This window comes from Microbacterium sp. LWH7-1.2 (genome assembly GCF_038397755.1).
In the GTDB taxonomy this organism is placed as follows: domain Bacteria; phylum Actinomycetota; class Actinomycetes; order Actinomycetales; family Microbacteriaceae; genus Microbacterium.
Genome location: NZ_CP151637.1, coordinates 3579823 through 3598559, shown reverse-complemented (window position 1 = coordinate 3598559; position 18737 = coordinate 3579823). Strand labels below are relative to the sequence as shown.

The 18737-nt window shown below is 67.9% G+C and carries 17 protein-coding genes and 2 tRNA genes; 2 read left to right on the top strand and 17 right to left on the bottom strand.

Annotated features, from left to right (window positions below):
* Positions 1-4 precede the first annotated feature (4 nt).
* From MRBLWH7_RS16640 to MRBLWH7_RS16600, 9 genes are all read right to left on the bottom strand, one after another.
* Positions 5-1168, bottom strand: a complete 1164-nt coding sequence (locus MRBLWH7_RS16640) for a substrate-binding domain-containing protein (RefSeq protein ID WP_341996490.1) — start codon at positions 1166-1168, stop codon at positions 5-7.
* Between the two features lie 265 nt (positions 1169-1433).
* Positions 1434-2618: a prolyl oligopeptidase family serine peptidase gene (locus MRBLWH7_RS16635; RefSeq protein ID WP_341996488.1), complete on the bottom strand. Its 1185-nt coding sequence runs from the start codon at positions 2616-2618 to the stop codon at positions 1434-1436.
* A gap of 24 nt (positions 2619-2642) precedes the next feature.
* Positions 2643-3440 carry an SDR family oxidoreductase gene (locus MRBLWH7_RS16630; protein ID WP_341996486.1) on the bottom strand — a complete coding sequence of 266 codons (798 nt, stop codon included), beginning with the start codon at positions 3438-3440 and terminating at the stop codon, positions 2643-2645.
* Positions 3437-4414 (bottom strand): fumarylacetoacetate hydrolase family protein, encoded by a 978-nt coding sequence (locus MRBLWH7_RS16625; protein WP_341996484.1) that lies wholly within the window; start codon positions 4412-4414, stop codon positions 3437-3439. The genes MRBLWH7_RS16630 and MRBLWH7_RS16625 overlap by 4 nt, the downstream gene beginning before the upstream one ends.
* Positions 4415-4441: 27 nt before the next feature.
* Entirely contained in the window at positions 4442-5467 is a 1026-nt protein-coding gene (locus MRBLWH7_RS16620; protein ID WP_341996482.1) for a cyclase family protein, read from the bottom strand.
* A 214-nt stretch (positions 5468-5681) separates the two neighbouring features.
* Complete coding sequence (locus MRBLWH7_RS16615; protein WP_341996479.1) at positions 5682-6620, bottom strand: LysR family transcriptional regulator; 939 nt, start codon at positions 6618-6620, stop codon at positions 5682-5684.
* Between the two features lie 78 nt (positions 6621-6698).
* Positions 6699-7922, bottom strand: a complete 1224-nt coding sequence (locus MRBLWH7_RS16610; protein ID WP_341996475.1) for an FAD-dependent monooxygenase — start codon at positions 7920-7922, stop codon at positions 6699-6701.
* Positions 7816-8823 carry an amidohydrolase family protein gene (locus MRBLWH7_RS16605; RefSeq protein ID WP_341996472.1) on the bottom strand — a complete coding sequence of 336 codons (1008 nt, stop codon included), beginning with the start codon at positions 8821-8823 and terminating at the stop codon, positions 7816-7818. The genes MRBLWH7_RS16610 and MRBLWH7_RS16605 overlap by 107 nt, the downstream gene beginning before the upstream one ends.
* Complete coding sequence (locus MRBLWH7_RS16600; protein ID WP_341996469.1) at positions 8820-9779, bottom strand: VOC family protein; 960 nt, start codon at positions 9777-9779, stop codon at positions 8820-8822. The genes MRBLWH7_RS16605 and MRBLWH7_RS16600 overlap by 4 nt, the downstream gene beginning before the upstream one ends.
* A gap of 219 nt (positions 9780-9998) precedes the next feature.
* Here MRBLWH7_RS16600 and MRBLWH7_RS16595 point away from each other — a divergent pair, with 219 nt between their 5' ends.
* Positions 9999-10529: a TetR/AcrR family transcriptional regulator gene (locus tag MRBLWH7_RS16595; protein WP_341996467.1), complete on the top strand. Its 531-nt coding sequence runs from the start codon at positions 9999-10001 to the stop codon at positions 10527-10529.
* A 373-nt stretch (positions 10530-10902) separates the two neighbouring features.
* On the opposite strand, the gene MRBLWH7_RS16590 is transcribed toward MRBLWH7_RS16595, so the two are convergent.
* Complete coding sequence (locus MRBLWH7_RS16590) at positions 10903-11241, bottom strand: hypothetical protein (RefSeq protein ID WP_341996465.1); 339 nt, start codon at positions 11239-11241, stop codon at positions 10903-10905.
* 21 nt (positions 11242-11262) lie between these two features.
* Between MRBLWH7_RS16590 and MRBLWH7_RS16585 the strand changes: the two genes are divergently transcribed.
* Positions 11263-11676: a hypothetical protein gene (locus tag MRBLWH7_RS16585; protein ID WP_341996459.1), complete on the top strand. Its 414-nt coding sequence runs from the start codon at positions 11263-11265 to the stop codon at positions 11674-11676.
* A gap of 310 nt (positions 11677-11986) precedes the next feature.
* Here the strand turns inward: MRBLWH7_RS16585 and MRBLWH7_RS16580 are convergent.
* The 7 genes from MRBLWH7_RS16580 to serS all read right to left on the bottom strand — a co-directional run bounded on the left by MRBLWH7_RS16580 (position 11987) and on the right by serS (position 18669).
* Positions 11987-12075, bottom strand: a tRNA-Ser gene (locus tag MRBLWH7_RS16580).
* Positions 12076-12164: 89 nt separating this feature from the next.
* Positions 12165-13454 carry a diguanylate cyclase gene (locus MRBLWH7_RS16575; protein ID WP_341996455.1) on the bottom strand — a complete coding sequence of 430 codons (1290 nt, stop codon included), beginning with the start codon at positions 13452-13454 and terminating at the stop codon, positions 12165-12167.
* 158 nt (positions 13455-13612) lie between these two features.
* Positions 13613-14848 (bottom strand): LCP family protein, encoded by a 1236-nt coding sequence (locus MRBLWH7_RS16570; RefSeq protein ID WP_341996453.1) that lies wholly within the window; start codon positions 14846-14848, stop codon positions 13613-13615.
* Positions 14849-14928: 80 nt separating this feature from the next.
* The gene (locus MRBLWH7_RS16565) at positions 14929-16215 is read right to left on the bottom strand and encodes an LCP family protein (protein WP_341996451.1); all 1287 of its coding nucleotides are present in this window, start codon (positions 16213-16215) and stop codon (positions 14929-14931) included.
* A gap of 48 nt (positions 16216-16263) precedes the next feature.
* Positions 16264-16348, bottom strand: a tRNA-Ser gene (locus MRBLWH7_RS16560).
* 150 nt (positions 16349-16498) lie between these two features.
* Complete coding sequence (locus tag MRBLWH7_RS16555) at positions 16499-17407, bottom strand: HAD family hydrolase (RefSeq protein WP_341996449.1); 909 nt, start codon at positions 17405-17407, stop codon at positions 16499-16501.
* Positions 17404-18669, bottom strand: a complete 1266-nt coding sequence (gene serS, locus MRBLWH7_RS16550; RefSeq protein WP_341996448.1) for a serine--tRNA ligase — start codon at positions 18667-18669, stop codon at positions 17404-17406. Before serS ends, MRBLWH7_RS16555 begins: the two co-directional genes overlap by 4 nt.
* Positions 18670-18737: the final 68 nt, after the last annotated feature.

Here is an 18737-nt window from a genome sequence, read left to right as displayed (position 1 = left end):
GGAGTTACTTCTCCCAGACGGCTTCGTAGCCGGCGCGGAAGTCGATCGGCGGGGTGAAGGTGAACTGCTCACCAGCAGCGGGCAGGTTCGTGTCCGCGTCCACCACCTGCAGGCCGACGCCGGCAGGCAGCACCTCCTGATCGGCGAGGACGCGAAGTGCGGCGTCCACGCCTGCCCAGCCCTGCCATTCCTGAGAGGTCGCGACGGTCGCGTCCTGGCCTCCGTCGGAGCTGATGACGTCCCAGGTCGGCACGGAACCGAAGTTGCCGATCACGTTGAGGTCGTCGCTCTTGCCTGAAGCCTTGATTGCCTGTGCGAGTCCGGCCAGGAACCATCCGTCGATCGGCACGGCGACAGCGTTCGCGTCGGAGGCCTGGAGGAGCGCGGTGGAGAACTTCTGCGGGAGCTGTCCGGTCGCGAGGTCGGAGTTAGACAGCTGGACCGTTCCGGCGATCGAGCAGCCGCTGCACTCCGCGAGCCGCTCGGTCAGGCCCTTGTTGACGAGTGGTCCCCACTGCGTGTCGTTGAACTCGACCTGGAGGAGTTTCGCGGCGCCGTCGGTCTTTCCGATCAGCCAGTCGGCCTGAAGGGTGCCCACCTCTTCCCAGTACTGGTCGTAGCTGTAGCCGTCGAGGAGCTGGACGGTCGCGGAGTAGAGCGAGTCCTCGCAGTCCTGGCCGCCGACGTTGACGGTGGTGATGCCGGCGGCCTTCGCCTCTTGCATCGCGCCGCTCATCGCGGCGCAGTCCTGGCCGATCGTGATGATCACGTCAGCCTTGGCGGCGACACCCTGGCGGATGCAGTTGCCCCACCCGTCCGGGTTCAGCTTGCCGTCGCAGACGCTGGCCTGCCAGCCGACCGTCTCCGCGGCTTCCACAGCCGCCTGCGCCGGGACGGAGCAAGTGAGCGAGAGCTCGCCACAGGACGAGACCCACGCGGTCAGGCCCGGCGTGACCGGGACCGTCTCGGTGGGGGGTGCCCCGACCACGCCGTCATAGGCCGCCTGCAGTGCCTCTGCAGAGTCGCCGGAGGCGGAACCGGATGCCGTGGAGGCCGGGGTGCTCGACCCGCCGACGGTGCCCGTGGAGCAGGCGCTGACCGTGAGGGTGAGGAGTGTCGCGAGAACCGCGCCAACCAGCAGGCGGGTTCTCCGGGAATGACGGATCACAGAATCTCCTTTGACTCGATCACTTGGTGCGGATCACACTCAATGTATGAAGACGGCTCCGCGCGCCGGAAACAGTTATCCGCGATGCCGTTCATGCGTCGCAGCGATACCGTGCCGACGGGGCTGCCAGGTCCCAGTTGGAATTCGCAGTGCTCGCGCAGGCTGCTCGGACCCCGTGGCCTGCCGCGGCGTCTGTCCGGAACGAGAGCGCGACGAAGCCGCCTGGCCGGCCGCAGTCACCCGGCCAGGCGACGATGTCGTGGTGTTAGCGGGTCTCGGAGAACGTCTCGGCGACCCAGTCCGCGATGATGCCGGCCACGTACGGCATGTTGTCGATCGAGATGTGCTCGGTGCCGCCCTCGGGGTCGTCGAACAGGCGCAGCTCGACCTTGGGAGAGTTCACCGCCTGCTCGTACGACTGGTGGGCGTACTTCACGTTGATCTGCCGGTCGCCCGCACCGTGGGTGATGAGGAAGGGCGCCGTGATCTGCTCGACCACGCCGTTGAGGTGCATGCCCTTCGTCTTCTCGATGAAGTCGTCCATGTCGCTCGCGCCCCACACCCAGAACACGTGGTCCCAGTAGTGCGGCACCGGGTTCTCGCCCTCGCGCTGGCGGCGACCTTCCTGCACCTCGAACCAGTTGTGGTTCGCGCCCCAGGCGACACCGAGCTTGAGCCGCTTCTCGAACGCGAGTGCACGGGGCGCGTAGTACCCACCCAACGACCAGCCGACGATGCCCAGGCGTGCCGTGTCGGCGCCGAGCTCGTCGGCGTTCGCTTCGATCCAGTCGATGATGGCGCCCGCCCACACCTCGGTGTCGTGCCGCGCCGTCAGACCGCGCAGCCGCAGCGCCTCACCGGAGCCCGGGGTGTCGATCATGAGGGTCGAGATGCCGCGCTGTGCGAGCATCTGCGGGAAGCCCGAGTAGTACATCATCTCCTTCGTCGAATCCAGGCCGTTCCACTGGATCATGACGGGGTGCGGGCCCTCGCCGGGTGCGCGGTAGAAGTAGCCGGGCAGCGACGTGCCCTCGGGCAGCGACTCGTCGGCCGGCGTGTACGGGATCTCCACCGTGGTCAGCGGCACGTCCAGCAGCTCGACGTGCGTGAGGAGCAGATCGATCGACTTCTGGTACGCCGCGTTGCGACCCTCCCACTTCGGCGACTGCAGCCGCTCGGCCTGCGACGTGTACAGCGACGCGCGGTAGTAGGTCTCCCCCGCGCCGATGCGGCGCCCGCGGGCTTCGTCGTCCTGTGCCTTGGCGATCAGGCGGTCGGCGACGGCCGCCCATGATGCGTAGAGCTCTTCGGTTCCCGCGTCGTCGCCGTTCTGCGACGCCAGCAGCACCGGCTTGCACGCGCGGTCGACCTCGTCGATGTAGCCGCCGTTGTTGAGGGTCGCGACGACCGACAGGCTCCACACGTAGTTGGTGGGGAAGTACATGAACATGAGGAGTCCTCCGATGCGATGGGGTCAGGGCTCTGGGGTCTGCGCCGGGCGCACGGCGTCCGACAGGAACGTCGCGACGCCCGAGAGGAACTGGCCGCCGTCGACGCTGATCTCGGCGCCGGTGACATAGGACGCGGCATCCGAGAGCAGGAAGACGACGACACCCGCCACCTCGTCGGGCTCGCCGCCCCGGTGGAGCGGCGCGATGGCGATATTCGCGTCGAGGAACTCGGCGGGCGCGCTCGCGGTCATCTCGGTGCGGATGTAGCCGGGGTGGACGATGTTGACGCGGATGCCCCGGGGTCCGAGCTCGGTGACGCACGCGTGCGTGAGGCCCCGCAGCGCCCACTTGCTCGTCGTGTAGGCGGCCGTGTAGTGCCCGGTGACCCCTGCGGCGGAGCCGATGTTGACGATGGACGAACCGGCGGTCATGAGCGGCAAGAGCGCCTGGATGCCGAGCATCGCGCCCGTCACGTTGACGGCGAGGACACGGTCCCAATCGGCGCGCTCGACCGCGCCGATGCGAATGCGATGGGTGATCCCAGCGTTGTTCACCAGACCTTTCACCGTGCGGCCTTCGAGGGAGGTCGCAAGAGCCGCCCAATCGGCCTCGTCGGTGGCGTCCAAGCGGCGGTATGTGACCGTCCCGGGCAGAGCCACCGCAGCCTCCGTCAGCTCCGGCGCGTCGTCTCGGATGTCGGCGGCGATCACCTCGGCGCCTTGGCGGGCAAGCAGCAGCGCCTCCTCGGCGCCCTGACCTCCCGCGGCACCCGTCACGACGAACACGTTGCCAGTGATGCCGGGAAGGATTATCTCGCTCATGCCGCTGCCCCAGTCCGGTTGCGCAGCCGTTGGCGCGGTCGCGCAGGCGGGATCAGTGGTGGCTGGATCGCGTCGCCGACGGTGCCGGTGAGTTCACCGATGCCTTCCACCACCATGCGGACCACGTCGCCAGACTGCAGCGGCGGTGGGCTCAGCTCGCCGCGTCGGCCCCACAGCTCGCCGAGGCACCCGCCGTTGCCGATCGTCCCGGAACCCAGCACGTCGCCGGCGACAACGCGGGAGGCGCGGGAGGCGTAGGCGACCAGCTCGGGGAACGGCCAGCCCATGTTGGAGACGAGGTCATGACCGATGAGCTCGTCGTTGACCCACACTTCCGCACGGATCGTCAGGAACCCATCGGCGTCGAGGAACGGCTCGAGCTCGTCTGCGGTCACGATCCATGGACCGAGGCTGGTTCCGAAATCCTTGCCCTTGGCGGGGCCCAGCCGCACTTTCATCTCCCGGCCCTGCAGATCGCGGGACGACCAGTCGTTCATGATCGTGTAGCCGAAGATCCGCGTCGCAGCGTCCGGCACAGCGAGGTTCTTGCCGTCTTCGCCGCCGAGGACCACCGCGATCTCCAGCTCGAAGTCCAGTCGTTCCGTGACCGGAGGTGTCAGACGCTCGCCGGGGCCGAGGACGGTGTGCGGGTTGGTGAAGTAGAAGGTGGGCGCCTCGTACCACTCGGGCACGACTTCACTCACACCGTCGATGGCAGCGCTGACGCCTTCGACGTGCTCCTCGAACGCCACGAAGTCGCGGATGGAGGCGGGCGCGAGTGGCGCAAGGAGCTGAACGTCGCGCAGCGGTAAGCGCTTGAGCGCCTTGAGTTCCGTGTGCAGTTCCAACGCACGCCGCAGCCCCAGCCGGAGCATGTCTCGGATCGTGAGGTCATAGGGAAACGGCACGACAGCGTCCCCGATGATCCAGCCTTCGCTGATGTGGCCATGGTGCGACCAGCGCCCAATCTTCATCGATGTGTTCCTTCCAGTGGCCAGGCGCTAGAGCAGTGCCATCGGGTGCACCGGTGCGCCGACGGCGCCGGTGACGGAGAGGGGTGGCGCCACGAGCTGGAACTCCCAGACGCCGGTCTCGGCACAGGCCGAGGCCAGCTCGTCGAGGTCCCACATCTCACCGACGGTGAGCCCCATGTTCGGGATGACCACCTGGTGAAGGGGCTGGAACGAAGGTGCGGTGAACTCGTTCGGGCGCACCTCGAATCCCCAGGTGTCAGTCGCGATGGCTGCGAGCTCCATGCGATGGAGCCATTCGGCGGTGGTGAAGGACAGGCCGGGCGCCGACCCCCCTGCATAGTCGCCCCAGCCGTCACGCCGGGCACGCGTGAGCTGGCCGGTGCGGACGAGGACGATGTCCCCCGTTCCCACCTGGCTCGTGGGCCCCTGGGCGAGAATGCACGACTCGAGGTCGGCAGTAGTGATCGCGTAGCCGTCAGGAAGCTCCCCAGTGTCCGGCTGGAGGTGGCGTGCGACATCCAGCAGCACGCCACGTGAGACGAGCAGGGAGGCTGCGTGCTCGATGCCGGTGACGAGGTCGCCTTCGCTTGTGACGACGTCACCGGCGCGTCGACCGTTCCAGGCGTGGCCGTGATCGAAGATGTGCCCGAGTCCGTCCCATTGCGTGGAGCACTGGAGCGGCATGGCGATGACGTCGTCAGCGCCGCCCAGCCCGTGAGGGAAGCCCTGGATGCCGCGCTCGGCATCGGTTCCCGTGTCGGTCATCGTGTGCACGGGGTTCGTCCGGCGACGCCAGCCCTTCTGCGGGCCGTTCGCATCGAAGCTCTGGGAGAGCGAGATCGCCCGTCCGCGGCGCACCAGGCCGGCGGCTTCGCGGCGCTTCTCGTCGGTGATGAAGTTGAGCGTGCCGATGACGTCGTGCTCGCCCCACCGGAACCAGTTCTTGACGCCGTCGACGGTGCGTCGGATCGTGCCCTCCGGGTCCGCGGCGTCGAACCCGAACGCGAAGTCCTCCAGCGCGGTGCGACCGTACTCAGCTGACGCCAACTCCATGGCATTCCTCTCGGGATAGCGGGCGCGAAGACGTCACGGCTCACACCCACGCTTCATCGCCCGATGGCTCAGGAGGCGTTCTCATGTGTGCGACGTGCGGTCGACGTCGCGGCGGAAGGCCTCATCTTCGAGGCTATGAGCGGGACCGGCGCCCACGGAAATGGCTTGTCGCCATGCCCGGCATCGCCGCCGGTCATCGGTACACCGGTAGTCGCTACTCGGAGTCCGCCGCCGACAGCACCGATCGGATCGTCTCGCGCAACCACGTGAGCGCGGGATCGTGAGTCCGGGACACGTGCCAGAACATCGAGTCGGTGAACGAGTCCGCCGGGAACGGCGGCTCGAACACCGCAAACCGGTCCGGCGGGCACTCCAGCTCAGCTAAGCGGCGGGGAATCAGCGCCCAGTGCTGTCCCTCCCGCACGATCGACGGAATGGACAGATACGACGACACCTCCATGGTCGGGCGCGTCAGCTCAACGTCGCTGCGAGCGATCATGAGCCCGCCGAGGGGCACCAGGTGCTGCTGGTTGAGGCCGAACGACGCAGTGACCAGCGGGATGTCGGCGAGCTCGGCCAGCGTCGGCAGCCGACCCGCGACGGCGGGATGGTCGGCAGCGATGATGCAGACGAAGTCGTCCTCGAACAGCACCTCGGAGGTCCGTTCGTACGCGGGGAGATAGTTCGGCGGCAGGACGACCAGGTCATACTTCAGCAGAACCGACTGGGGCTCGCGGAGGAGGTCCATCGGGTGCGGGACGAAGTCCACCCGGACACCTGACTCGATCTGTGCGAGCGTGCGCGCCAGCGCAGGGGCAAGAGTGGCCTGTACGTAGTCGGACGCGGACAGGGTGAAAAGCCGGGCGCTCGCTGCCGGGTCGAAGATCGCGGCCGCTGAGAACAACCTGTCCGTCGCGCGCCGGGCGTCGCGGACGAGCGGGATGAGACTCTCAGCCAGCGGGGTGAGGACGAGGTCGTTGCCGGACCTGACGAGCAGCTCGTCGTCGAAGTAGGTCCGCAGCCGACGCAGCACGCCACTCATCGCTGACTGGGTCAATCGGACCCGCTCGCCCGCACGCGTGACGTGGCGCTCGTCCAGGAGCGCCTCCAGTGCCGGGAGCATGTTGAGGTCGATGGACTTCAGTTCCCTCACGACTCCCTCGTCCGACGAATCGCGAACTGAAGCAGCCGCGTTATGGGACAAGTATGCCTCCGGTGGCCGTCCGTCGCCCTACGCGGGCACCGCGAGCATGGTTGCGATGTCGCGCATCAGCCCGGCCGCATCCGAACCCGGTCGCCGCTCCCGTTGCCATTCGCTCAGCAGCACCGAGCCGTTCACAACGCTGGACGCGCGTTCGATGCGCCGCGCGTGGAACTCGTCCCACAGCGCCGGCTCGAGCTTGTCATAGCGGGCGATCACGTCTTCCAGAACGGCCGCGTCCTCGAGCGACTGTGCAGCGCCCTGCGCGAGCGTCGGCGGGCAGCAGTGTGCGGCGTCGCCGATGAGGACGACCCGACCGCGGTTCCACGGGGCCGGGACCAGCAGCCGCGTGATCGCGGTGTAGTTGACCTGCGCCTCCCCGTCGAGCATCTCAGCGATCTGGGCCCACGGGCCGGGGTAGCCGCTGGCCAGCTCACGCACCGTGCGGACCTGCGACTCGTGGTCCATCGCTGATCGATCGACGAGGTCCTCCACGAGATAGACATACATCGTGTCCGGGGACGTCGGGCAGTAGCCGGCGTAGTGCACTGGTCCGCCATAGGTCAGTTCGCTGTGGGTGATCTCGGGCAGGCGCGGAACGAACGCGCGCCAGATCCCCATCCCCAACACCTGTGGCTTCTCAGGCATGCCCAGGAGACCTCGGGCTGTGGAGTTGAGTCCGTCGGCGGCCACGACCAGCTCCGCGCTGATCCGTTCGCCGCGAGCGGTCAGGATTGTCACCTCGTCCTCGGACTGTTCGATGTGTTCGACCTTCGCGTCCCATCGGAACCTGACACCGAGCTCGCGAGCCCGGTCGGTGAGGATCTTCGCCAGGCTCGGCCGGTACATTCCGGCCGTTGCGGGGAACTCCGGACCACCAGCACGCTGACCCTCGACCGTGGCGATGATGTGGCCGTCGTCGGGGTCGCGGAAGGATAGCTTGTTGAAGCTCCAGGAGTCCTCTCTCACCTGATCGCCGACGCCGAGGTTCTCGAGGCAGCGCAGCGCGTTGCCCTGCAGCGTGATCCCAGATCCGAGCGCGCTGACGTCCGGGAATCGCTCGATCACCTCGACGTGGACGCCGGCTCTGGCCAGGCCGATAGCGGCCGCGAGGCCCGCGAATCCGGCCCCGATCACTGCAGCGCGTTCAACGGCCGCCATGTCCCACCTCCACAATTTCCTCGTTCCGAGCTTCCGGCTGATCCAGCCGCAGCAGACGCCGTGCGTTGGCGTCCAGCAGCGGCTCCATGCCACTGACCTCGTTCGTGTGGCCGCTGTCCCAGCCGCCGTAGTTCGAGCCGAACACGAGCCGGCCGGTGTCGACGACAGAGATGAGTAGGTCGAGGGAGTCTCGGGAGTGCACGTGTGTGTCGAACCAGAGGCGCTGCAGCGCGGCCCGTGCTGTGTCGCGGGAGACCGGCGCGGCGGGCAGTCGCAGCGAGTCGAGTACGCGTCCGGCGATGAACGGGAAGGTGCCGCCGCCGTGCGGGATGACGACGTTGAGCCCGGGGTGACGGTCCAATACGCCGCCGAGGATCATCGACAGTACGGTCAGGGTCTCTTCGTTGGGGTAGCCGACCGTGACGTGTCCGAGCCAGCGGTCCAGTCGGGGATCTCCGGCGGGGCCGTCCACTCCGGGGACGGTGGAGTGGATGTATAGCGGGACCCCCAGTCGGGCGTGCGCGGCGTACAGCGGATCCAAGTCGGGGTCATCGAGCGCCGGCCTGGCGTTCGAACCGATGTAACCCCCGATGAAGCCGCGGGCGACATTGCGCTCCAATTCCTCCACGGCCAGATCGACGTCCTGGGTCGGTAGCGCGGCATATGCCAGCAGCCGCTCCGGCGCGTGGCTCGTCCACTCGTGCAGGAGATCGTTCGCGCGCCGCAGGAATGAGACGGCCACATCCGAGGTGGCCGAATGGAACAGCCACAGCGGCGAGAGGCTGAGCGCCTGGATGTCGATCCCGGCCACGTCCAGCGCCTCCAGCCGCGCTGCCGCGGAGAAGCCCAAGGACGTGTTCTCACCGATCGGCCATGAGTAGGCGCCGGTGACGACCTCGTTGCGCCCCGAACTGGTCTGGCGAATCTCCGGCCCGAACTCACCGGCTTGGCCGAGCAGCTCGTCGAAGAAGATGTGCGCGTGCAGGTCGATCACTGTGCCCCCTCGGTCGGGCCGGGCATCGGTGCGAGCTCCGCGCCGTCACCGTACGGGTGGATGGAGGACTGCGGCGGCAACGGCTGCCACTTGTGTCCCCAGATCTCGTTGTGGGAGCCGAACTCCTTGCCGTAGTAGCGGACGGTCCACGCCTGCTCCTCCTCGATGACCAGCGAGTCCGCACCGAACTCGAGGTCGAAGCCGCTGGGCGTGCGCGTGTAGAACGACAGCTGCTCGTCGCCGGTGTGGCGCCCGAGGGTCGAGCTCAGCGTGTAGTCCGAGCGCTGCAGCAGGTCGTATGCGCGGCCGACGTCGTCGATGTCCTTGGACTCGACCATGATGTGGTTCAGCCCGACCCGTCCGGGGACTTCCCAGAGCGCAAGGCTGTGGTGGCGGGGGTTGAGCCGCAGGAAAGACATCGTGCCGAATCCCATGTCGACGACGTCGCTCACGCGGAAGCCCAGCACGTCGCGGTAAAAGCCGTAGGCCTCCTCCAGCGAGGGGACCGCGAGGACGAAGTGCCCCGCGCCCTGTGCCCCGGTGATGAACCCGCTGGTGGCCCTGCCGCCCTTGAACGTGCGGTCAAGGTACACCTGCCCGGAGAACAGTTCCTGAGGAACGCCGAACGGGTCGACGAAACGCACGAGATGCTGAACGCCACGCGCCAATCGGTCTTCCTCCGGTGCCAGCTCCACCTCGATGCCATGGCTCTCGAGGTGTGCGACGAACTCCTTCAGGTCCTGCTCGTCGCGCACCTCCCAGCCGATGAACGCGATGCGGTCCTCATGGCCGGGGAACAGCTGGAGCCGGAACGCTCGGTCGTCCCAGCGCAGCCGGAGCGAGCCGTCCTCCTGCGGGTACGCCTCGAGTCCGAAGATCTCTTCAGCGAGCATGGGCCATTCACGGATCGCTGGGGTTGTGAACCCGAGGTAGCCGAAGCTGTGCAATTGCGCCATTGGAATTCTCCCTCACGCTTCTGTCGGCGCGGACATCCGCCGCGCGACAGCGTTCAGCGTAAGGACGGCGTAGACCAGTCAGACAGCCCGAATCCGCGATGCCCGCCATGGCTCCGCCCGATGCCCGCACCCGGCGCTATCGCCCAGCTGTGACCGGTGCCTGCAAAGATGGTCGCTATATCCGAGTCCGTTGCACAGAGCGGTCGCGTGCGGCCGCCGATGCAGATCCGCAGCCAGAAGGCCTGGGAGCGGATCCTCGACGCCGGGACCTGGATCCTCGAGCACGAAGGCCGCGAGGCGCTCACCGTCTCAGAGGTGTGCGAGCGGGCCGGCGTCGCGCCGACGGCGATCTATCGCCGAGTGGACGGGCTCGCCGGGCTGTTCTGGGCGATCTATGACCGCGGCATGGCGAAGGTCGCCGAGACGTACCGTGCCGGTCTTGACGAGGCGGCGGCTCTTCCGGCCGGCACGCGCGAACGTGTGGACCGCGTGGTGCGCGCAATGGGCGACACCTGGGAGAACAACGTCGACTTCCTTCACCCGATCGTGAGCACCACCTCCGACCTGGCGCTCCTGGAGCGCGGCGCGAGAGAGTCGCTGGAGTTCGTGGATATCGTCGCCGATCTCCTACCGCATTCTGACCCGACCGTGAATCGGGATGTCGCACGGATGCTTCACCAGGAGTGCGTCTTCCGTTCCCTGTACGGGAGCTCTCCGAGCGCCGAAGGCAGCTGGGGCCCTCTTCCCTGACCGGCATCTCTTCAACGGGTGGATCCCCCAAGACCACGACGGAAACGCCTGGGGCGGGCACCTCAGCCTCCCTCGTCAGCTCGTGCCGCTCAGCGACGGGACCCTGACAGTCAAACTCGCCACCGACGTCGGCGCAACGATCCGCGGAACACAACAGTGGCCGAGCGCCTGATCGATCGCCGGCCAACAGAGCGGATGGAGCATCTCGGGACAGAGCGCCAGTTACACCGGCAGCAGCTTCGCCACCGCAATCGTCCCAGTCACGGCAACCAGCCTGGACTTGGCGTTCACGGTCAACATGGCCTCGGGAGCACGGCCGCTACGTCATCAAGGAAGTCAGCCCTGTCGCCCTGCGTGATGACGTTGAGGTGAATTACCCCACCGTGCCGAAGGTGGGAACGCAAGCCATCGTGCAGATCGCGGCGCCACGCCGCTGGCTCCAAAGCGCTCGTTCACGCTGAGAAATCTCGTCGAGCTGTTCAAGGCGGCGCGCGAGGACGGCAACCCGCATGCGATCGACACCGACAACAACAATCTCGCTGCACTTCCGAGGACGTTGCTCGCCCGCCCGCTCGCGTCCATTCACGCGGGCGACATCCGCGCGCACCTCGTCGCCGAACTCCGACGGGGAAAGAAGCCCGCGACCGTAGCTCGAGCCAAGACGACGTTGAGCGCGCTGTTCACCTACGCCGACCAAGAGGGACTCCTGCACCAGCCGCATCCTGTGCGCACCATGCAGAAGATCCCCGAGCTCGCAGCGACTCAGCGCTCGGTTGGCCCGGCGGATACACCAACTCGAGAACAGCTGGCGGCGAAACTCTCCGCCGTACGCGAGAAGCGCGAAGACGTCGCCGATCTGTACGAGTTCAAGTCATTGACTGCGCTGCGGTGGGGCGAGATCCGCGCGGCCCGCGTGGGATGGTTCGTCGAGGTCCCGCTACCGCAGTTCGCGGTGGGGCGGTCGCACTCCAACGGGTATGACGAGAAAGACCCCAAGTCGTGGCGCGGCACTCGAGTCGTCCCGCTCTCGCCACGCGCCGTCGAGATCTATCGAAAGCACGCTATTGGCGAGGCACCCGACGACTACCTCTTTACCAATCGACTCGGTGGGCAGTTCGCCGTAGGCCTCATCCGCAAGCCCCCCTAGGCTTTCGCCCGCACGCGCTTCGTCACCACGCGGCCTCGAGCTGGCTGCGACTCGGGACGCCGATCAACGAAGTCGCCGAGTATCTGGGAGACGATCCCCGGACAGTGCTGAGGGTCTACGCCCACATCCTCGGCGAAGGCCAGCGTCGCGAACACCTGACCCGCTTGGCGGCCGCCGAGGACGCTGAGAACGGCACCGACAGCGACGGGGGACGCCTGGGGGACACCTGGAGCCGCTCCGGGCCCAAACTGTGAACGAGACACACGCCACCGACGAACAAGAAAACCCCCGTTGATCGGGGGTTTTTCAGCGGAGACGGAGGGATTTGAACCCTCGGTCCCCTTGCGAGGACTCCACCTTAGCAGGGTGGTGCACTAGGCCTGACTATGCGACGTCTCCAGGCATCCGGCCGTGGAGGCGCGGATGCACCCAGCAATCATAACCGAGACCGGGACCGCTTCTTGCACGGCCGATCCGCGAGCCGAGGTTCACCCGGCGGACGCCACCTGATTCCCGCCGCGGGCCTTCGCCATGTACATCGCCTGATCGGCGAGGCGTATGAGCTGATCGACGTTGCCAGCGTCGGAAGGGCCGCGAGCGTGCGCGACGCCGATGCTCGCACGGATCGAGAGCGATTCCGTCAGGAATGCGTAGTCCTCCTCCACCGCTCGGCGCAGACGCTCCGCGATCTCGACAGCCGAGTCGGGATCCGCGATGAGGACGACGACGAACTCGTCACCGCCGTAGCGCGCGACCACGTCTCCCTCGCGGACGTTCGCCTGGAGCCGCCGTGCGACTTCGCGGAGCACCTCGTCGCCGAAGTCATGCCCGAGGTGGTCGTTGACGGCCTTGAAGCCGTCCAGGTCGATGAAGATCACCGTGGCGTGCGACAGATCCGTCAAGGCGGCGAGATCCTCGAGGCTGCGCCGGTTCGGCAGATCCGTCGTCTCGTCGTGCATCGCCGCGTGCTCGAGGCGACGTTGCAGCCGGACGGCCGCGAGTTTCTGTGCCGCCTGACCGGCCAGCGCCTCGGCGAGCGGTGTCGCCTCATCGTCGAAGACGCGCGGGTGCCGGAAGAAGCAGATGAAGACGCCCGTGGCCGCCTCGTCCAGCTGAAGCGGTGCGGCGAGGAACGCGTCGACTCCGGCCTGCCGCATGGCCGATGCGATGACGGGTGAAAGCTGCTCGGCCTCGGTGAGACCGCTGACTTTGACGACCTGACGCAGCCGCATCGGCACAGTCGAGATGAGCGACTCGGGAATGAGGTCGTGGAAGGGATTGGTTCCCGCGGTGCGGCGGAGCACGCCGTCCTCACCGCAGAGGGCGACAGCCGATTCCTCGGCCTGGTACGCCTGCGCGGCGGTGATGGCGAGAATCTGGCTCAGCCGCTCCTCGGTCGTGGCGGTCGCGAACGCGATCGACGCATCCATGATGAGCTGCAGACGTGTCTGTGTGCGATCCGCGAGCGCATGGAGGCGCCGAAGGCGTTTGCCGGCCGCGTAGCGGTCGGACGCGTCGATACCGGTCAGAGCCGTCCCGTCGCTCCGCCGCTCGCGGACGAGCATCAGGACGCGCTCGGGGTCTGCCGCGCTCGCCATGAGGACCGTGTCGGTCTCGTCGAGGAAGTCGGGAACGACCACGAGCAGCTCGTCCAGCGCGCGCCCGACCGGCTCCACGCCGATCCATCGGCGGAACCAGTCGTTCGACTCGATGACGCGGTCATCGGCGTCCAGCAGGAGGACGACGACCGGGAGCGCGTCGATCTCCGGTCCGATCATCGGTTCCTCCCCCGCGTCGGGCGCCCAGGGCGCGTGAGAAATCTAACCCACACCGCTCCCGCAGCGACAGGAACGGCACGAGAAGCGAACAACGCACCGATGTGCGCCGCCCTGCACCACGCCTGAAGCCGCACCAGGCGCCGTCAGCGGCTCGCGGCCTACCGGCCTTCGGGTTTCGTGCAGGTCGTCTGCGCCGCGGTCTGCCCCGCGATCGCCGACGGCAGCTCGACACGCGTCTCCGCCGCCGGGGTCTCGGTGACCGGAGCCTCGGCCACCGGCGTCTCGCCGGCCGCCTCGGTCGGGGCGGGCGTCGGAGCCACCTCGGGCTTGACGGCCTCGCCGGTGACCTCGACGCCGTAGCCCTGGCTCGCGTCGCCCGTCAGCGTCAGGGGCTGGTTGGCCTTGAGGGCGTCGAAGAGCACCGTCGCGGCGTCCTTCACCGGCACCACGCGGCTGGCGCCGTCGCCCGAGGCGTAGCGCGTCGGGTACTGCACGAAGACGATGTCCTCGTACGGCACGTCCTTCACGGCCATCGCGATCTGCACCATGAGGGTCGCGTTCGTGAGGCCGGAGCTCAGCACGAGCTGACCCTCCTTCGCCTGGTTGATGGCCGTGGACGCGAGGTTCAGCAGCGTCGCGGGGTTGGCGAGCACCGAATCGGACTGGAGCTTGCGCACCATCGACGACATGAACTGCTGCTGGTTCGAGATGCGGCCGAGGTCGGAGCCGTCGCCGATGCCGTGACGGATGCGCAGGAACTGCAGTGCCTGCACACCCTGCAGGGTGTGGGTCCCGGCGGTCAGCTTGAGTCCCGTATGCGAGTCGCTGATGTCGCCGGCGACACACACGTCAACGCCGCCGATGGCGTCGGACATGTTGATGACGCCGGTCCAGCGGATGGCCGCGGCGAAGTCGATCTGGTCGTCGATCAGCGACTCGATCGTGAGCACGGTGCACGCGAGCCCGCCGTACTGGTAGGACGCGTTGAGCATCTGCGACGACATCGCCGAGTAGCTGCCGCTGCCGTCCTCCTTCGGGCACGACGGGATCGGCACGAGCATGTCGCGCGGGAACGACACGACGGTCACGCGCCGAGGCTCGTCCGAGATGTGCACGAGCATCGTGACGTCGTTGCGCTCACCCTCGGTCGCCTTGGCCTGGCATGCCATCGAGAGCGCGGCGTTCGCACCCTCGCACGAGTCGGTGCCGACCATGAGGATGTTCACGCCGCCCTCGATCGCGCCGAGCGACGGCGGCAGCGGCTTCTCCTCGTCGAGCACGACGGCGTTCGCGGTGATCGTCTGCGTCGCGTCGAACAGGTTGTACGCGGCGATTCCGGCCGCGCTCACGCCGAACACGCCGAGCACGACCCCGAGCATCGCGACGAGAGTCATGAACGGATGCCGCGACTTCAGCACTCCGTGACGCGCAAGGGGCGTCTGGCCCTCTCTCGAGGGCCGCTTCATCGATGCCATCAGCCGTTGGACCTGACGTTGCCGGCGGAGCAGGTTTGCTGGGCGGCGTTCTGGCCGGGGATGTTGTCGGGCAGCGCCACCGCGGTCTCGGTGGGCGCGGGCGTCGCCGACGGATCGGCGGTCGCCGTGGGTTCGGGGTCGGCGGGCGCCTCAGTCGGCTGCGGGTCGGCCACGATCACTCCTCCGGTGAGGTCTTGGTCGTGCGTGATCTCGATCGGCTCGTTCGCCGCGAGCGCCGCCCACAGCTCTTTCGCCGACTCGTCGTCGGGCACCACACGGTTGGCGTCGGCAGGGTCGGTCAGCACGGGGTACTGCACGAACACGATGTCTTCGAAGGGCACGTTCTTGACCGCGAGCGCGATCTGCACGAGCGTCATCGGGTTGGTCAGCGACTTGCTCGGCGTGATGTTGTCGACGGCGGTCGCCGCGAGCTTGTACAGCGTCGCGGGGTTCGACAGCACTTCGTCGCTCACGAGCTTGCGTGCGAGGCTCGACATGTACTGCTGCTGGTTGCTGATGCGCGCCAGGTCGCTGCCGTTCTGCAGGCCGTGGCGGGTGCGCAGGAACTGCAGCGCCTCGACGCCCTGGATCGTGCGAGGCCCCGCCGGCCAGTTGATGGCCGTGTACTTGTCCTTGATGCCGCCGTTGCCGATGCAGACGTCCACGCCGCCGATCGCATCCGTGATGTTGATGACGTTGCCGAAGCTCACCTTGGCGGCGAACGGGATGTTCTGGCCGCTCAGCTCCTTGATCGTCTTCGCGACGCAGGAGAGCCCGCCGTAGCCCCACGCTTCGTTGATCTGCGTCTTGCTCGTCGCGGACGTGGTCGAGCCGTCCTCGCGGGTGCACGACGGGATCGGCACCATGAGGTCGCGCGGGAACGACACCACCGTCACCCGACGTGGATCGTCGGAGATGTGCACGAGCATGTTGACATCGTTGAGCTGCCCGCCGGCGTCGGCGCCGGTGCAGCGTTCGCCGAAGATGTAGGCGAACTCCTCTTCGCACTCGTCGGTGCCGACCAGGAGCACGTCGACGCCGCCCTCGATCGCGCCGATGTCCGGCGGGACGGCACCCTGGCCCTCGAGTTCGACGGCGTCCTCGGTGAAGCTCGTCGTGATGTCGGCGGCGGCGTACGCGGCGACGCCGGCACCCGACACCAGCACGACGGCGGCGACGATGCCGACGAGCTTCAAGATGAAACCGAGCGGGGTCGGAGACGACAGCTCACCGTGACGGGCCACCGTGCGGCGGCCGCGCCTCGTGGGCTTGTGCGTCGGACTCACTCGGTTCCTTTCGGGGACTGCTTCTCGCCCCCCGGCACATCATCACTGCGGAGGGTGTGGGATTCGAACCCACGGGACATTGCTGCCCACTGGTTTTCAAGACCAGGTCCATCGGCCGCTCGGACAACCCTCCCGACCGATGCCGCCCCGAGAGGAGGCATCCGTCGAACAGGCGTCGAGTCTAGCCGACAGCACTGTCGCCTCATTCTTCCAACGGCGCCTGGCAATCATCTGAGGGACGCGCGCTTTCCCTCCGAGCCGGACCGGCGACCAGCGGAAGGCGTCAGAGGCGGCGGAGCACCGCGGCCACGCCGCCCTCGTGCACCGAGTCGGTGATCTCTCCGGCGGCGTCGCGCACCTCCGGCGGCCCCTGCGCCATCGCGACGGCACGGCCGCCGTTGTCGAGCGCCCAGCGGAACATGCCGACGTCGTTGCGGCCATCGCCCATCACCAGCACGTGAGCGGGGTCGATGCCGAGCTCGGTGCGCACGAGCTCCAGACCGGTGCTCTTGTCGACGCCCTTCGGGGCGATGTCGAGCCACGCCGTCCAGCCGACCGCGTACGAGACGTGGTTGAGGCCGATGCGCTTCACGAGCTCGACGAAGTCCTGCTCGCGCTTGTCGGGCGCGACGACGACCACGCGGCACACCGGCTGGGCACCGAGCTCTTCGAACGGCACTCGGCGCGCGTGCGTGAGGTTCCAGTCCTCGAGGTACTCGGTGTACAGACGCTGCCCGTCGGCGAGCTCGACGAGGTAGCGCGCGTCGGGCAGGTGCACGCGCAGCTGCTCGAGCACCGCGCGCGAGTCGAAGGTCTCGACGTGCCAGCGGTCGTAGCGCAGTTCGTCGGCCTCGACGCGCTTGAGCACCACGGCGCCGTTCGAGCACACGACGAACTCGGGAGCGATGCCGAGGACGCGCAGGATGCCGCGTGTGCCCTCCCAGCTGCGTCCGGTCGCGACCATCACCTCGTGACCGGACCGGTGGGCGTGCTCGACGGCGTCGACGACACCGGGGCTGAGCGATTCGTCCTCGAGGAGGACGGTGCCGTCGATGTCGAGGGCGATCAGCAGCTGCTCGGTCGCGACCGCGGGGTTCTCGGTGTCGCGCGCCACCTGCTCGACGATCTTCGCGGCCTTCTTCGGCGCGACGACCTTGATCGACCCGGTCTTCGGCAGGTGCGCTTCGCTCACGCGATCGGCTCCATCACCTCGAGCCCGCCGAGGAATGGTCGCAGCACCTCGGGGACCGTCACGGAGCCGTCCGCCCGCTGGTGCGTCTCGAGCAGCGCGACGATCCAACGGGTGGTCGCGAGCGTGCCGTTGAGGGTTGCGACGGGCTGCGTCTTGCCGCCCTCCGGCCGGTAGCGGATGTCGAGCCGGCGCGCCTGGTAGGTCGTGCAGTTCGAGGTCGAGGTGAGCTCGCGATAGGCGTGCTGCGTGGGGACCCAGGCCTCGATGTCGTACTTGCGGGCAGCGCTCGAGCCGAGGTCGCCGGCGGCGACGTCGATCACTCGATACGACAGGCCGAGGTCCTGCAGCATCCCCTCCTGCATCGCGACCAGGCGCAGGTGCTCCGCCTCGGCCTCCTCAGGGGTCGTGTAGACGAACATCTCGAGCTTGTTGAACTGGTGCACGCGGATGATGCCGCGGGTGTCCTTGCCGTACGAGCCGGCCTCGCTGCGGTAGCAGGTCGACCAGCCCGCGTAGCGCTTGGCCCCGCGCGAGAGGTCGAGGATCTCGTTCATGTGGTAGCCGGCCAGCGGCACCTCGCTCGTGCCGACGAGGTAGAGGTCGTCGTCTTCGAGGTGGTAGACCTCGGCCGAGTGCTTGCCGAGGAACCCGGTGCCCTGCATCACCTCGGGCCGCACCAGCGTCGGCGGGATGATGGGCGTGAAGCCGGCCTGCAGCGCCCGGTCGAGCGCAAGGTTCATGAGGGCGATCTCGAGCCGCGCGCCGATCCCCGTGAGGAAGTAGAAGCGGCTGCCCGACACCTTGGTGCCGCGCTCCATGTCGATCGCGCCGAGCTTCTCGCCGAGCTCGAGGTGGTCGCGCGGCTCGAAGCCGAACGCCGGGACCTCGCCGTGCGTGCGCAGCGTGACGAAGTCGTCTTCGCCGCCCGCGGGCACACCGTCGATCACGATGTTCTCGAGCGCACCGAAGACCTCGGCGGACGCCTCCTCCGCCGCGGCGACCGCGTGCTGGGCCTGCTTCACCCTCTCGCTGAGCTCCTTGGCCTCGGCGACGAGGGCCGCCTTCTCCTCTTTCGGCGCCTGAGCGACCTTCTTGCCGTGCGCGTTCTGCGCCGCGCGGAGCTCTTCGAAGGCCGTGATGGCGGCGCGTCGCGCGCGGTCGGCCTCGACGGCGGCGTCGACGGTGCCGGGTGATTCGCCCCGCGCCTCCTGCGACCGCTTGACCAGCTCGGGATTGTCGCGAAGAAGCAGGGGATCGATCACCCTGCAAGCTTAGTCGGCGCCCGCAAGCGGACACCCGGACTGTCAAGCCCCACGGCGGATGCTCCCGC